The sequence below is a fragment of the Flagellimonas algicola genome (assembly GCF_005937185.1).
Classification (GTDB): domain Bacteria; phylum Bacteroidota; class Bacteroidia; order Flavobacteriales; family Flavobacteriaceae; genus Flagellimonas; species Flagellimonas algicola.
In genome coordinates, this window is sequence record NZ_VCNI01000001.1 from 1,085,242 (window position 1) to 1,099,814 (window position 14,573).

Annotated in this window: 15 protein-coding genes; 5 read left to right on the forward strand and 10 right to left on the reverse strand. The window is 40.8% G+C overall.

Going from position 1 to position 14,573, the window contains the following annotated elements; translation table 11 throughout:
- Positions 1-46 precede the first annotated feature (46 nt).
- From rplI to rpsF, 3 genes are read right to left on the reverse strand one after another with little or no spacing between them, the layout of a single operon-like run.
- Positions 47-499 (reverse strand): 50S ribosomal protein L9, encoded by a 453-nt coding sequence (gene rplI / locus FGG15_RS04760; RefSeq protein ID WP_138833742.1) that lies wholly within the window; start codon positions 497-499, stop codon positions 47-49.
- 13 nt (positions 500-512) lie between these two features.
- Positions 513-809, reverse strand: a complete 297-nt coding sequence (gene rpsR, locus FGG15_RS04765) for a 30S ribosomal protein S18 (RefSeq protein WP_055392375.1) — start codon at positions 807-809, stop codon at positions 513-515.
- Positions 810-813: 4 nt separating this feature from the next.
- Positions 814-1,152 carry a 30S ribosomal protein S6 gene (rpsF, locus tag FGG15_RS04770; protein ID WP_138833744.1) on the reverse strand — a complete coding sequence of 113 codons (339 nt, stop codon included), beginning with the start codon at positions 1,150-1,152 and terminating at the stop codon, positions 814-816.
- A gap of 236 nt (positions 1,153-1,388) precedes the next feature.
- Between rpsF and FGG15_RS04775 the strand changes: the two genes are divergently transcribed.
- On the forward strand, positions 1,389-2,081 hold the full coding sequence (locus FGG15_RS04775; protein ID WP_073176311.1) for a LytR/AlgR family response regulator transcription factor: 693 nt from the start codon (positions 1,389-1,391) through the stop codon (positions 2,079-2,081).
- Positions 2,082-2,086: 5 nt separating this feature from the next.
- Here FGG15_RS04775 and priA read toward each other — a convergent pair whose 3' ends face one another.
- The 4 genes from priA to nadC are packed head-to-tail and all read right to left on the reverse strand — an operon-like array spanning position 2,087 to position 6,809.
- Positions 2,087-4,543 (reverse strand): replication restart helicase PriA, encoded by a 2,457-nt coding sequence (priA, locus tag FGG15_RS04780; RefSeq protein WP_138833746.1) that lies wholly within the window; start codon positions 4,541-4,543, stop codon positions 2,087-2,089.
- 4 nt (positions 4,544-4,547) lie between these two features.
- Complete coding sequence (locus tag FGG15_RS04785) at positions 4,548-4,997, reverse strand: DUF2147 domain-containing protein (protein ID WP_138833748.1); 450 nt, start codon at positions 4,995-4,997, stop codon at positions 4,548-4,550.
- Entirely contained in the window at positions 4,972-5,952 is a 981-nt protein-coding gene (locus FGG15_RS04790) for a YihY/virulence factor BrkB family protein (protein ID WP_138833750.1), read from the reverse strand. The genes FGG15_RS04785 and FGG15_RS04790 overlap by 26 nt, the downstream gene beginning before the upstream one ends.
- Positions 5,952-6,809: a carboxylating nicotinate-nucleotide diphosphorylase gene (gene nadC, locus FGG15_RS04795; protein ID WP_138833752.1), complete on the reverse strand. Its 858-nt coding sequence runs from the start codon at positions 6,807-6,809 to the stop codon at positions 5,952-5,954. The genes FGG15_RS04790 and nadC overlap by 1 nt, the downstream gene beginning before the upstream one ends.
- Before the next feature lie 255 nt (positions 6,810-7,064).
- Between nadC and FGG15_RS04800 the strand changes: the two genes are divergently transcribed.
- Both FGG15_RS04800 and rlmH read left to right on the forward strand, forming a co-directional pair.
- Positions 7,065-7,904, forward strand: a complete 840-nt coding sequence (locus tag FGG15_RS04800) for a cupin-like domain-containing protein (RefSeq protein WP_138833754.1) — start codon at positions 7,065-7,067, stop codon at positions 7,902-7,904.
- Between the two features lie 130 nt (positions 7,905-8,034).
- Positions 8,035-8,508 (forward strand): 23S rRNA (pseudouridine(1915)-N(3))-methyltransferase RlmH, encoded by a 474-nt coding sequence (gene rlmH / locus FGG15_RS04805; protein ID WP_138833756.1) that lies wholly within the window; start codon positions 8,035-8,037, stop codon positions 8,506-8,508.
- Here rlmH and FGG15_RS04810 read toward each other — a convergent pair.
- From FGG15_RS04810 to FGG15_RS04820, 3 genes are all read right to left on the reverse strand, one after another.
- On the reverse strand, positions 8,474-9,403 hold the full coding sequence (locus FGG15_RS04810; RefSeq protein ID WP_138833758.1) for a type IV pili methyl-accepting chemotaxis transducer N-terminal domain-containing protein: 930 nt from the start codon (positions 9,401-9,403) through the stop codon (positions 8,474-8,476). The two genes, rlmH and FGG15_RS04810, sit on opposite strands and share 35 nt — an antisense overlap.
- A gap of 127 nt (positions 9,404-9,530) precedes the next feature.
- Positions 9,531-11,423, reverse strand: a complete 1,893-nt coding sequence (gene serA, locus FGG15_RS04815; protein ID WP_138833760.1) for a phosphoglycerate dehydrogenase — start codon at positions 11,421-11,423, stop codon at positions 9,531-9,533.
- 145 nt (positions 11,424-11,568) lie between these two features.
- Entirely contained in the window at positions 11,569-12,021 is a 453-nt protein-coding gene (locus FGG15_RS04820) for a methyltransferase family protein (protein WP_138833762.1), read from the reverse strand.
- A 61-nt stretch (positions 12,022-12,082) separates the two neighbouring features.
- Between FGG15_RS04820 and FGG15_RS04825 the strand changes: the two genes are divergently transcribed.
- Positions 12,083-12,664: a non-canonical purine NTP diphosphatase gene (locus FGG15_RS04825; RefSeq protein ID WP_138833764.1), complete on the forward strand. Its 582-nt coding sequence runs from the start codon at positions 12,083-12,085 to the stop codon at positions 12,662-12,664.
- A gap of 142 nt (positions 12,665-12,806) precedes the next feature.
- A complete protein-coding gene (locus tag FGG15_RS04830) occupies positions 12,807-14,561 on the forward strand; it encodes a DEAD/DEAH box helicase (protein WP_138833766.1) in 1,755 nt (584 codons plus the stop codon).
- Positions 14,562-14,573: the final 12 nt, after the last annotated feature.

Genomic DNA, 14,573 nt, shown 5'->3' on the forward strand with positions numbered 1-14,573 from the left:
CATGCATAGCTCTTCATAACTTATTAACCGAATGTTAAGGGTTTCCTTACTTCGCTTCAGCAATAACTTCAAAAGGAAAATCAACAATTACCTCTCTGTGCAATCTGATTTCGGCATTGTAAGGCCCAACTCTTTTGATGATTCCTCCTTTGATATTGATAAACTTTCTTTCGATTTGATGACCTGCCTTATCCAAGGCTGCTGCCAAATCAATATTGCTGACAGAACCAAACAATTTGTCACCAGCACCCACTTTGGCTGGGATGCGGATTTCCAATTGCTTAAGTGCATCGGCCAATTTAGTAGCCTCGTCAACAATTTTCTTTTCTTTATGGGCTCTTTGCCTAAGGTTTTCTTCCAAAACTTTTTTGGCGGAAGGAGTAGCCAATGCGGCCAAACCTTGAGGAATAAGGAAATTTCTTCCGTAACCGTTCTTTACCGTAACGATATCGTCCTTAAAACCCAAATCCTGTATATCTTCTTTTAGAATAAGTTCCATTCTTCAGTATTTTTTATTTCAACATATCGCCAACATACGGCATTAAGGCTAGGTGACGGGCTCTTTTTACAGCCTGCGCCACTTTTCTTTGATATTTCAAAGAGGTTCCGGTAAGTCTTCTAGGAAGCAATTTACCTTGCTCATTTACCAATTTCATCAAGAAATCTGGGTCTTTGTAGTCAATGTACTTGATACCAGACTTTTTGAACCTACAGTATTTCTTTTGCTTGTTGGTCTCAATGTTCAATGGGGTCAAATACCTGATTTCCCCATCTTTCTTTGATTTTGCTTGTTGTTCAATAGATGCCATAGCCCTATGCGTTTGCTTTTAATTTGGTTCTTCTTTTTTCTGCCCAAGCAATAGCATGCTTGTCCAATTTAACGGTCAAAAAACGCATAATACGTTCATCTCTTCTAAATTCCAATTCGTAGGGAGCAATTGCTTCACCTGGAACGGTAAATTCAAATAAGTGGTAAAAGCCACTTTTTTTGTGCTGAATGGGATAGGCTAATTTCTTAAGTCCCCAGTTTTCCTTGGAGACCATTTTGCCACCATTCTTAATCAAGAAATCCTCAAATTTCTTGACTGTTTCCTCTATCTGGGTCTCAGATAGAACGGGATTCAAAATGAAAACAGTTTCGTAATGGTTCATACTTTATTATTTTAAAGGAGCGCAAAATTAGTAATAAATGCTCACCTCCGCAAGAAAAGGTAAATTTCTTCGTTTAAGAGTCAATAGTTATTAACAATAATGAACCAACTAAACCTTCGTAACGTATATGGTAATGTACACAACAAAATAGACCATGTTTACATCTTTTGTTGCAGTTAAACATCCTTTTTGTGTAATTTGCCGATGATTTAAAACCCTACAAATCACCCCATTCTATGAAATTAAAAAGTATAATTGTAGACGACTCCTCCATGCAGCGGATGGCCGTTGCAAAATTGGTCAACAATCACCCACATCTTGCCCTTGTAGCCGAGTATAGCAATGCTATTGAAGCAAAAAATGGGTTAAAGAACCATGACATTGATCTTATCTTTTTAGATGTTGAAATGCCAATCATCAGTGGGTTTGACCTTTTAGAGGCCCTAGAGAACCCACCACAGGTTATTTTGATTACCGGAAAACCTGATTATGCCCTTAAGGCATTTGATTATGATGTAACCGATTATCTTCATAAACCCATCACCCTAGCCCGTTTTGAATCCTCTGTAAAAAGAGCAGTGGCCAAATACGAGCAAATGAACAGAGTGGATGAGGATGAAGAGCACATCTTTGTAAAAAGTAACCTTAAAAAGCGTAAGGTTATCCTAAATGATATTAAATGGATAGAAGCCTTGGGTGATTACATCAAATTGGTGACAGATGAAGCCAATATCGTAATCCTATCCACTATGAAGGCTTTTGAAAAGCAGCTTCCTGCGGAAAAGTTCCTTCGTATCCATAAATCTTATATTGTCAATCTGGAAAAGATTGAAAAGTTCAACAGTAAAAATGTAGAAGTTGGGGGCAGACAGATTCCGTTGAGCAGAAACAAAAAGACCGAGCTGGCCGAAGCGCTGGCCAACGTATAGAAAAGTTATATGTGGTCCACATTGTAGACCAGTCTCACACTTTTATACTTAGAAATAGCATTAAAAGATTTTTCAATTCTTTTAATGCTATTTTTTATTTGGACCGCTGGGAGATTTCTAGGAATCTTCACCAAAATGTTTTTTAAATAGTCCCGTCGGATTCTTGCTACGGGAGGATACTCTGGACCCAGTACCTGTTGTCCCAATACATTTCGTAACGATTGTGCAAACCATTCCGAGGCCTCGTTGAGCTTGTTGTAATCCTTGTCTTTCAAGGTTAGCTTAATAATGCGTACCAAAGGTGGATATTTAAACTGTTCCCGCTCATAATATTGTTCGGCAAACATTTTATCGTAATCATTGGTGGTCACCTGCTGCAAAATTTGGTGGTATGGATTGTAGGTCTGTATCAAAACCTTGCCCCTTTTTTGAGTCCTTCCTGCCCTACCCGCTACCTGGGTCAACAATTGAAAGCTTCGCTCATGGGCTCTATAGTCCGGGAAGTTCAACAAGGTGTCTGCATTCATAATACCCACCAAGCTCACATTTCTGAAGTCCAATCCTTTGGTTACCATCTGCGTTCCTACCAGAATATCCATTTCCTGTTGCTCAAAAGCGGTGATAATTTTTTCATAGGCATACTTCCCCCTAGTGGTATCCAAATCCATTCTACCAACCGAGGCTTCAGGAAATAACTCCTTCAGTTCTTGCTGGATTTGCTCCGTCCCCAATCCTTTTTTATCCAAGGTAGGACTCCCGCAAGCCAAACATGCTTGTTGCAAGGCCATGTGGTATCCACAGTAATGACAGCGAAGCTGGTTCCGGTGCTGATGGTAGGTCAAACTTACATCGCAATTGGGACACTGGGCCGCATGACCACATGTCGTGCATTCCACAATGGGAGCAAATCCTCTTCGATTCTGGAACAAGATTACCTGCTCCCCTACTTCCAAAGCCTCCATTATGGCATTGAACAGGCTTTCTGAAAAATGGCCTTTCATCCGTTTTTTACGAGTAGCTTCCTTGATGTCCACCAAATTGATATCCGGCATTAACACATTTCCATAGCGATAGGCAATGGACGCATAGCCGTACTTACCTTTTTTCGCATTGGCCATGCTTTCAATACTGGGGGTGGCAGACCCCAACAAGCAATGAGCCTTATGATAATTTGCCAGGACCATGGCAGCATCACGGGCTTGATATCTCGGCGCCGGATCAAATTGTTTGAACGAACTTTCATGTTCTTCGTCCACTACTACCAAACCCAAATTGGAATACGGCAAAAACAGGGACGAGCGTGCACCTATTACTATTTGGGCCTTCTCTGCATTCTTCAGTACATTGTTCCATACCTCTACCCTTTCGTGGATGCTATATTTGGAATGATATACCGAAACCTTGGATCCAAAATAATGTCGTAGTCTATTTATGAGCTGGGATGTCAGTGCTATTTCCGGAAGTAAATACAAAACCTGTTTTCCTTGATTCAAGGCATCTTGAATCAATTTGAAATAGACCTCGGTTTTTCCTGCTGATGTAACCCCGTGCAACAATACGGGTTTGCTTCCCGAAAAACCTGATTTAATGGCTTCGAGGGCTTCTTGTTGATACGGATTTAGTGTGATAGCATCCACCGAGGAAGATTCCTGCTCCTGCTGCACCCGATCGGTTCGGATATGGAATTCTTCCAGTATGGATTTATCAATCAAGGCTTTGATCACCGCTTTGGAGGTTCCGCTCTCCCGTTCCAAATCGGTAACTTTAATGGGTTTTTTGTTCACCGCCTGCAATTGGAACAGTGAAAGCACCACCTGACTTTGTTTGGGAGCCCTGGTCAATTCCTGAAGTAATTGCTCCAGCTTATCCTCCGCCTGGTATTCCTGGCCCAACTTCACATAACGGACAAGCTTGGGTCTGTACTGTTCATATAGCTCTTCCTTTTGCAGCACAACTCCTTTTTGCACCAACCTATTGACGAGGGGCAGTACGTTCTTTTTATCTACGATTCCACTTACCTCCCCAATTTTTAAAGCCGATTGATGCTGCAGGGCCTCAAAAATGAGAAATTCATCATCCTCCAGCCCCATTTCGTCCACTTCCGCATTCTTGTTGGGCAAAATCAGGGTTTCACTTTCCAACAAGAAAGCACTGGGCAAGGCACTTCGTAATACTTCACCAAAGGTACACATGTAGTACTTTGCAATCCATTCCCAATGCTGAAGTTGGGAGTTGTTTACCAAGGGTACGTCATCCAAAATCTGATAAATTTCCTTGGCTTCATAGGCCTGGGGTTGGTCTTGATGGGTGTTATATGCCAGCGCAGTGTAAATTTTGGATTTACCGAAGGGTACCGCTACCCGCATTCCAGGTTTCAGGAAAGTTGCCTCTTCTGGAGTGATTTTGTAGGTGAAAAGTCTTTCCAAAGGAATTGGAAGCACAACATCCAAAAAATACTGCATACCTCTATTCTTCCGTTACTCGATGCCAGGTTTGGGTTCTGTACAGGAATGCCAAATAACCGCGTACCTTTAATTTGTTCGCATCTTCTGGGTCTAACCAAACTTTTCCTCTAAAGGTCATTGCTTGTTCTGGATCAAAGAGTCTGCTGCCTTTATATTCGCCTTTACTGTTCTTTTTGAAGTCGTCCATGATTTTCATCCCGTTAATGGGTTTGTTTTTGAGCTCTCCCTTGCATTTTATACAAAGTGCATTTTCTTTTCCTTCCTCCACAACTTTAAGAACCTTTGCCTGCAACAGGCCATTTTCTTCATATACCTCAACTATAGCTTTGGTTATTCCATTGCGGTCATCTACAGTTTTCCACTTACCGAATACCGACTGCGACCATGAAATCTGGCATATCAGCAAGAAAATAATTAGTAGGTATTTATTGATTTTCCAGCTTTTTTTCATGTTTCTTTTTTAAGGAATTCAAGGTGGCATTGAGTTCAAATCCCAATAGCAGGATATTCGAGTTCAACCAAATAAAAACCATTAATATTAAGAGACCTCCCAACGCTCCATACAACTCGTTATATCGGGCAAATTTTTCCACATAAACCCCAAATAAATAGGATGTAAGCACAAACAATAAAGTGGTCATCAACGCGCCAGCAGAAAAAAAACGGGCCTTTCTTCCTTCCGCAGTACCAAAATAATAGAGAATTGCCGTGGTTAGATAGGACAAAATCATAAAAAAGAGGATTTTGGAGATTTGAATGCCAATGGTATCACCCTTCTCCACATCATAACCCAATGTTTTACCCAAATATTCACTAGTGTACTCTACAATATAGAACTCAAAATAAACAAAAGCCACGGCTCCTACAATCAGAAGTATGGACAGAATAAGCCCTACCATTAGCGCATAGGCATATTGGCGAAAAAAGTTTCGGGTCAGTTCCACGTGATAGGAGTTCTCAAAACCGCCAAAGATGGAATTGACCCCATTGGCCACCAAAAAAATGGACAATAGAAATGCGGAAGAGAGTAAACCTCCCCTTTTCTGATCTTTGATCTGCTGATAGATGTCGCCAAAATAATCACTAGTGGCAGAAGGTAAAAAGGACTCCAAAAATATGAGAAATTGTGCATCAAAATTTTCGTTTCCCACACTAGCGTATGGAATAATAAAGGGCAACAAGGTCACCATAAAAATCAGCAACGGGAAAAGCGCCATAAAAAGGCTAAAAGCAATGGAACTAGCTCTGGCCGACAGTGTCCCCTTTACAATTCCCAGGAGGTACATTTCCGTTAAATCATAAAAAGACAAACCCTCGAACGCCCTAAGTTTAATACTTTTGAGCAATCTCACCAACCAGTTTACCACTGGAATCTTCTCTAACCGTTCTTCTATAGCCAATGACATTAAACTGCTTTTAAACTCAAATCCAAATTGTGTACGGAATGGGTCAAGGCCCCTGAGGATATAAAATCTACCCCGCATTCCGCATATTTACGAATGGTTTCCTCGTTGATTCCACCGGAGGATTCTGTCAGACATTGATCTCCAATCATAGCAACCGCTTTTCGGGTATCTGCATAATCAAAGTTGTCCAATAGTATTCTATACACTCCATTGGATTGCAAAATTTCTTCCACTTCCCCAAGGTTTCTAGCCTCTACTATTATTTTTAGATCTTGTTGCGATTCCTTTAAATATTGCTGTGTTTTTTTGATGGCTTTTGAAATTCCGCCGGCAAAATCAATATGGTTATCCTTAAGCATGATCATGTCATACAGCGCAAACCTATGGTTCTCACCTCCCCCAATTTTCACGGCCCATTTTTCCAATGCCCGGATTCCTGGAGTGGTTTTTCGGGTATCCAATATTTTAGTCTGCGTTCCTTCCAGTAATGTTACAAAAAACCGCGTTTTTGTGGCTATAGCGCTCATTCGCTGCATAGCATTTAGCACTAAACGCTCCGCCTTTAAGATGCTTTGTGAACTTCCCGAAACATAGAAAGCGATGTCTCCGTATTTTACCGGTATCCCATCTGGAATCATAACTTCCATTTTCATACCGGGGTCTACGTATTGAAATACCTGTTTGGCAAATTCCACCCCGGCCAAAATACCCTCATCCTTCACCAAAAGCTTGGCTTTACCCTGTGCCGAAACTGGAATACAAGCCAATGAACTATGGTCGCCATCTCCCACATCTTCCCTGATAGCATTGGCAATAATTAAAGCAACTTCCTTTTCAAATTGATCTTGGGTAATCATGTATATGGGGTTTCAACGAAAATAGTAAAAACATTACTCACAATTCTTTTTAAAAAATGGAATTCCTGTAGTGCACTTGGTCTGGTTTGTGGGTCAATGGTTTAGGGGGTTCCTAAGCATCAATCATGCTGGATTAGCTTATTTACGTAATTCATCGAATATTTTCGCATTTGGTAAGTATTACAGTAAGCTTTTAAATGGTGAAAATGGATTATTTCTAACTTTATTAGGATGTCTAATCAAACCTAAACCAAGATGGATATAGTCAATGATGTTGTAGCAAAAAGCAGTTCGGTTGAAGAAGTAAGTTCTATCAATGCTCTGGAATTCAGGAAGAATTACTTCACTAAGAAAAGACCGGTTCTTTTAAAAGGTTTTGCCAAAGACTGGGGAGCCAAAAAAAAATGGGATCTTGATTTTCTCATGAATTTGGAAGGTGATAACCAAGTACTTCTTTTGGCTGCAAATTTTATTCAAGACGACAATCGATATAGACAAGGATCTTTTAAGGATTATCTACAAGCTTTAAAAAGCGCGGAAAACAACAAGGAGGTAATGAAGGATTATTTGACCACCGTAGATATCTTTAAATTTTTTCCCCATCTCACTGAGGACATAGATTTTTCACTGTTTGAAAAAAATACCGTTTCAAATTATGTTACGGGTTGGATAGGACCCAAAGGAACCATATCAGGGTTTCATTTTGATACCGCCAATAATATGTATGCCCAAATCATGGGTAAAAAAATGTTCATTATTTGCCCTCCCAAATTTAATAGGAACATGTACCCAAGTAGCAAGCATATTGCAGATGCAGTGGCAAGTCAGATAGACCTCAATAACTTTGACCCGAAGAAATTTCCGAAATTTGAAGATGCAGCACTTCAAGTTGCCATCCTGGAGCCAGGGGATGTCCTATTTGTTCCGCAAAAGTGGTGGCATTATGTGAAATCTCTTGATACCTCTATAAGTATCAGTAATTTTGGATATACAAAAAGCGAAAAGTATACACTACTGCTAAAAGAACGTATTAAACACTCCTTACATAAAAGAGGTTATTACAAACCTAAAAATTGCTTTTGCTGCGAAGCTTAGGGAGAAACAATAGATTCCACAAAAACAAAATCCGCTCTTTTAAATGGATTGAATCAAGGTTTTGATCAAGGATTTTAATAACATCCAAGATCTATTGTCATGGTTTGTCCCTAAAAAATTAATTTTGGGCATGCAAATCACCTTAATCGCCATTGGCAAGACGGATAGTAGAGAGCTTTCCCAGCTTATCAACAACTATGAGAAGCGCTTGGGACATTACATCAAATTTCGGTTTAAAATACTTCCGGATGTAAAGAATACTAAAAATCTTTCCGAGTCTCAGCAAAAAGAAAAGGAAGGGGAATTGCTTTTATCCCAAATCCATGCTTCAGACCATCTTGTTCTATTGGATGAAAATGGTAAGCACCATAGCTCCATGGAATTTTCCAAATTCCTTCAAAAGAAGATGAACAGCGGCCTTAAGAATTTGGTTCTTACTATTGGAGGACCTTACGGTTTTAGTGATGCCGTATATGCGCGAAGCCAAGAAAAACTTAGCTTGTCCAAAATGACCTTTTCGCATCAAATGGTACGCTTGTTTTTGGTGGAACAACTCTATAGAGGTTTCACTATTTTGCGTAATGAGCCTTATCATCACCAATAAGTTCTTTTTCGGAGGACATCAAATTGTACTTTTCCAGAAAATCCTCTACTTTCTTAATGATAATATGGTGTGGTTTGGCCTCCTGTGTTGTCTCTTCCAAGGATTTTAGCATGCGTTGCGACACTTTCTTTAACTCATCCAGCTCCTCACCGATAAAACCATAAATCTCCTTCTGTCTGATTGGATCCTTCTCAACTTCCAAGACATATTGAAGGTCTGAGATGTTTTTCATGTGGGAATTGAACACCTGGGATTGGTGCCAAGCAATCTCTGATAGTTTCTTTTTTTGGTCCATTATGCGACTAATAATGGGGTTAACAATAAAGAAAATCTCGAAGAAAATAATGACTATGGAAAAAATGGCCAGCTCCAATTCTATGATCATCATGGTCTTGATATCCTTTTCGGCCTTAGTTTGAAACAGGGTCACAATACCGTCCATAATTCCGGAAAATCGATCCACCCGATAGCGGACATCATTAAAGGAAACTTCTTTGAAGTTTTTAAAGTTTTTGAGCTTATGGTAAATCCACTCCATGTGTGGCTCCAACCGGTTGAATTGGGTCTGTATTTCCTCATCATCCAGCGGCTCAATATTTAAGGTTGGATTGCCGTTTTGCAAAAACCCGTTCATTTGATATAACTTGGTAAGGGCCAGTTTCATCTCGGCATAATCACAATTGTGATACCTACAAGAATACAATTCGTTAAGTAATTTTTGACTCAGCATCCGCTGTCTACCCGCAAGGTTTACGATGAGGGCAGTGGATCGCTGCCTGCTCAAAGTGTATTGGGTCATGGACTGAATAACAATCGTAAGGAATACAATGGAGATAACCAACAAGTAGTAGGCTCTAAAGCCTTTTTTGAATATTTCGAACTTTCCTATCCTCATTTAGGTAAAATTACCGTAAGTATTTACCCACAATTTAGATGGAAAAATAAGGACGCGAAGAAAAATGTTGTGAAACGGGATTTAAAGCATGTGAAATCCCCTATTCAGGAAAAGTAAAACTGTTTGACTAATAAAGAACCCTAAACTTGATCGTGTTTTCCACGTTCTTCAAGGCCTTAACCACTTCTTTGTTGTACTCCTTATCCAAATCAGTAATTACATACCCCACTTTGTCGTCTGTGGACAGGTATTGCCCTGTAATATTCATCTCATATTGGGCCAGAACTTTACTGATTTTCGCCATAATTCCAGGAACATTTTTGTGAATATGAAGGAAGCGGTGGGCATTGGTTTGTTTGGGCAATCTGATGTTTGGGAAGTTTACCGCGTCAACGGTATTACCAGAGTTGATATAATCCATGATCTTGTTAGGCACAAAATCCGCAATATCCCGTTGCGCCTCCTCGGTACTTCCACCAATATGGGGCGTAAGGATCACATTGGGCAATCCTTGCAAGGCTGTTTCAAACTTGCCATTGCTTCTTGGCTCCGACGGATACACATCCACCGCTGCACCACCCAATTTGCCAGTTTTAAGGGCAGCTGCAAGCGCTTCAATATCCACCACAAAACCTCTGGAAAGGTTAATAAGGATAGCCCCATCACGCATTTGGTTGAGTTCTCGTTCTCCAATAAAGTTTTTGTTTGCTTTGTTGTCATCCACGTGCAGGGTAACCACGTCAGAGACCCCAAGTAAATCTTCAAGGGTACTGCATTTAATGGCATTCCCTAATGCCAATCTATCCGCAACATCATAATAGTAAACCCGCATCCCCATGGCTTCAGCCAATACGGACAATTGCTTTCCAATATTCCCGTAACCAACTATCCCAAGGTTTTTACCACGTACCTCCCTAGAGTTGATGGCGGTTTTATTCCATTCCCCTTTATGGATTTCGGTGCTGCGGGTAAAAATATTCCGTTTGAGCATTACAATCTGACCTATGGCCAATTCAACCACAGACCGGGTATTGCTATAGGGCGCGTTGAAAACCACTACCCCTTTCTGTTTGGCATGTTTCAAGTCAATTTGGGTGGTTCCAATGCAGAATGCCCCCACCACCAATAGCTTATTGGCGGCATCCAACACCTTTTGGGTAACCTGTGTTTTGGAACGAATTCCCAATACGTGGACCCCTTTGATTCGTTCAATCAGCTCGTCTTCCGTTAAGCTGTGCTTTACCAGTTCTACGGAAAAACCGTCTTCCGAAAGGTTCTCAAAGGCATCAGGATGGACATTTTCCAACAGCAGAATCTTAATTCTGTTTTTGGGATAGGATATGTTTCGCGGTAAATCGTTCACAAACAGGAATTCATCTAGGTTGGGAGCAACATGATCGGCATTGCTGGCCGCTTTCTCACGATGCACATTTTCGGTATAGGCAAAAAACTTATCGGCAATTCCAGCTTCACGCATGACATAATCGCTGTAACCATCGCCAATGACCTGCACCTCTCCTTCCAAGTCCAAATTTTTTAGGCATTCTATCTTTCCATTGTGCGAGGCCAATACATTTTCCTCATCAAATCCGACAATATGTCCTTCTGCATCAAAGGTAAAGGTATTCGCGTATACACGTTCCGAAGGAATATTATATTCCTCAACAATGGGATCAATAAATTCCTTGAATCCGCAGGAAATCACATAAATATCGTCCGAGTATTTTTCAAAGAAATCTTTATTGGATGCAATGGATTTTGAAATTTTCTGGCGAAGCTCCTCTACCAAACCATCCAAATCATTTTTGTGGGCATTCAATAACTTAATACGTCGCTCCAAGGATTCCGTAAAGGAGATATCCCCGTCTATTCCCAAATTGGTGATATCCTGGATTTCCTTAATAATCTCATCTCTGTTCGACTTGCCTTGCAGCGTCATTTCGGCCAAAACATCCAAAGCTTCTACCCTGGTCAAGGTGCTGTCAAAATCAAAAACATACTTGCGTCCCACTTCTACCATGAATTTCTTCAAAAAATTAAGGCATAAAATTAATCATTAATTCCATCGGTGAAATTCCAAGCTCCCAAAAACGCTCCACATTTGCGGATATTTCAAAAAACACCCGTAAAATGTTTCAAAATGACTAAATATTCCAACATATGAGCTAGAACCAGCGTCGGGTTGCCTTGCAATAATTTCGATATTCCTTGCCAAAAAGTTGGGTAAGGGCCTTTTCTTCTTTTGCAATCTGAAAATGATTCATATAGTATACAAAACCAGCAGCCAAAAGGGTGTTGAAGGCATTTCCAAGCTTAAGCCCATAACCCAAGAGCATGAGAAGCATCCCCAAATACATGGGATTTCTGGAATACTTAAAAATTCCGTTGGTAACCAACCTACTTGTTTTGTTCAAATTAATAGGGTTGGTAGTGGTCTGGGCAAAAACAAACTGCGCAATCGAAATAAAAATGACCAACAATGCCAGTCCAAATAGGGCAATGGACAACTCCCTCCTACCAAAAAAGTCAAATTGGCCCACTGGCAAGAACCGATTCAGCAAGTACATCAAAAATCCAAAAATTACCATGACCAAAGGTGGAAGAATCTTCAATTTCATAGGACATTGTCAATGGGCCTAAATTACTACTTTTGGTCTTGAATTTAAATCAATACCCTCCTTGAAATTAGTTTTTGCCACCCATAACGCCCATAAGCTCAAAGAAGTCCAGCAGTTGTTGCCATCTGAAATTGAATTGCTTTCCTTGGATGATATTGGCTGTATCGATGAAATTCCCGAAACCGGTGAAACCCTTGAGACCAATGCCAAATTGAAAGCGGACTTTGTCACCAAAAAATATGGTCTGGACTGTTTTTCAGATGATACAGGACTTCTTATTGATGCTTTGGACGGTGCGCCTGGGGTATACTCTGCACGTTATGCCGGGCCACAGAAAAATGCCAAGGATAATATGGCCAAAGTGTTGAGGGAGCTAAAAGGGAGTAAACAAAGAACCGCACATTTCAAAACCGTAGTTCATCTAAACTTAAACGGGGAGAGCTTTGTTTTTGATGGGATTGTAAACGGTAGAATCGTACCGACAGCGCAAGGAACACAAGGTTTTGGTTACGACCCCATATTTAAACCAGACGGTTTTAATACCACTTTTGGAGAACTATCTGACGCCACCAAAAACTCCATAAGCCATCGAGGAATAGCTGTCCGAAAATTGGCCACCTTTTTCAAAAACAGGGAATTATAGTTTCCACCTTATTTAATTGATGTACCTTTGCGCCTTTATTAACGCCGCCGGTATGGGCATGGTGTTGCGAGGGGCTTAAACTGCGTAATAGAAAATCGCTCTATGCAACATAACATATTTGCGATTTAAGGTTTACACCACTATGACAAAATTTGAAGCCTTGGGGTTGGACAAACCCCTATTGGATGCTATTTCCGATCTTGGATTTGAGACTCCCTCCGAAGTTCAGGAAAAATCAATCCCAGTTTTATTACAAGAAGAAACCGACTTGGTCGCCTTGGCCCAGACAGGAACAGGAAAAACGGCCGCCTTTGGTTTTCCTATGATCCAAAAAATTCAGGCTGATAGCAGAACCACCCAAGGTCTTATCCTTTCACCAACTCGCGAACTCTGTTTGCAAATTACCAACGAACTTAAACTATACTCCAAATACATTAAAGGTCTCAATACGGTAGCTATTTATGGTGGTGCAAGCATTACTGAACAGGCTAGACAGATCAAAAGAGGTGCACAAATCGTAGTTGCAACTCCTGGCCGTATGAAAGATATGATCGGTCGAGGAATGGTCAATATCTCCAAAATTGATTATTGTGTTCTTGATGAGGCCGATGAGATGCTAAACATGGGCTTTTACGAGGATATCAAGGATATTCTTTCCAACACGCCAGAGGAAAAATTCACCTGGCTTTTTTCAGCGACTATGCCCAAAGAAGTTGCTTCCATTGCTAAAAAATTCATGCATAAGCCACATGAAATTACGGTGGGAACCAAAAATGCCGGAGCATCCACCGTGCAGCACGAATATTACACGGTTGGGGGACGCGATCGCTATGCTGCCTTAAAACGTTTGGCAGATGCAAATCCTGGTATTTTCTCGGTAGTCTTCTGCCGTACAAAAAGGGACACGCAACGTGTGGCTGAAAAACTTATTGAGGATGGTTATAATGCAGGAGCTCTACATGGGGATCTGAGCCAAAACCAGCGCGATTTAGTCATGAACTCGTTTCGTAAGAAGCAGGTACAAATGTTAGTGGCCACAGATGTGGCGGCCAGAGGTATTGATGTGGACGATATAACCCACGTAATCAATTACCAACTACCAGATGAAATTGAGACCTATACCCACAGAAGTGGACGTACGGGTAGAGCAGGTAAATCTGGTATTTCAATGGTCATTGTTACCCGTTCTGAATTGCGCAAGATTAAGGCTATTGAAAAGAAAATCCAACAGGAGTTCATCGCCAAAAAGATACCAACGGGGATTGAAATCTGTGAAATACAATTATATCACCTAGCCAATAGGATCAAAGAGACTGAAGTCAACTCGGAAATTGATAATTACCTGCCCGCCATAAATGATGTTTTGGATGGCTTGGACCGGGAGGAATTGGTCAAGAAGATTGTTTCCGTTGAATTTACCCGTTTTTATAACTATTATAGTAAAACCCGAGACTTAAATTCCGATGAGGGTCGATTGGACAGAGGTGAAAAAAGAGAATCCAAGGGCAATAAGCCCAGCGATGGTTCCGTGCGCTACTTTATTAATGTGGGTGAACGCGATGGCTATGACTGGATGTCCCTCAAGGACTTTTTACGGGATACCTTGAATCTGGAGAAAGATGACATTTTCAATGTTGACACCAAGGACAGTTTTTCCTTCTTCAATACGGAGGCTCAACTTTCAGAATTGGTTTTGCAGACTTTCACCGAATTTAAGGTTAATGGACGCTTCATAAACGTAGAAATTTCCAAAAGCCCCCCGAGTTCTGGCAAGGGCGGAAGAAAACGGGACAGAAAACGAGGTCATCGCAAGGGAGGAGACAACAAATCCTTTAGAGGCGGCCGAAGAAGCGGTTCCGGGAAAAGAGGTGGTAAAAGAAGACCTGGTTTTTATTAGTTAATTCTATAT

Coding starts and splice junctions, on each gene's coding strand:
- priA (WP_138833746.1), bottom strand. CDS start 4,543: ATGCAGTATTTTTTGGATGTTGTGCTTCCAATTCCTTTGGAAAGACTT.
- rpsF (WP_138833744.1), bottom strand. CDS start 1,152: ATGAACCATTACGAAACTGTTTTCATTTTGAATCCCGTTCTATCTGAG.
- rpsR (WP_055392375.1), bottom strand. CDS start 809: ATGGCATCTATTGAACAACAAGCAAAATCAAAGAAAGATGGGGAAATC.
- FGG15_RS04790 (WP_138833750.1), bottom strand. CDS start 5,952: ATGTCATTGGCTATAGAAGAACGGTTAGAGAAGATTCCAGTGGTAAAC.
- FGG15_RS04785 (WP_138833748.1), bottom strand. CDS start 4,997: ATGAAAAAAAGCTGGAAAATCAATAAATACCTACTAATTATTTTCTTG.
- FGG15_RS04800 (WP_138833754.1), top strand. CDS start 7,065: ATGGATATAGTCAATGATGTTGTAGCAAAAAGCAGTTCGGTTGAAGAA.
- FGG15_RS04820 (WP_138833762.1), bottom strand. CDS start 12,021: ATGAAATTGAAGATTCTTCCACCTTTGGTCATGGTAATTTTTGGATTT.
- FGG15_RS04775 (WP_073176311.1), top strand. CDS start 1,389: ATGAAATTAAAAAGTATAATTGTAGACGACTCCTCCATGCAGCGGATG.
- serA (WP_138833760.1), bottom strand. CDS start 11,423: ATGGTAGAAGTGGGACGCAAGTATGTTTTTGATTTTGACAGCACCTTG.
- rlmH (WP_138833756.1), top strand. CDS start 8,035: ATGCAAATCACCTTAATCGCCATTGGCAAGACGGATAGTAGAGAGCTT.
- nadC (WP_138833752.1), bottom strand. CDS start 6,809: ATGATTACCCAAGATCAATTTGAAAAGGAAGTTGCTTTAATTATTGCC.
- rplI (WP_138833742.1), bottom strand. CDS start 499: ATGGAACTTATTCTAAAAGAAGATATACAGGATTTGGGTTTTAAGGAC.
- FGG15_RS04830 (WP_138833766.1), top strand. CDS start 12,807: ATGACAAAATTTGAAGCCTTGGGGTTGGACAAACCCCTATTGGATGCT.
- FGG15_RS04810 (WP_138833758.1), bottom strand. CDS start 9,403: ATGAGGATAGGAAAGTTCGAAATATTCAAAAAAGGCTTTAGAGCCTAC.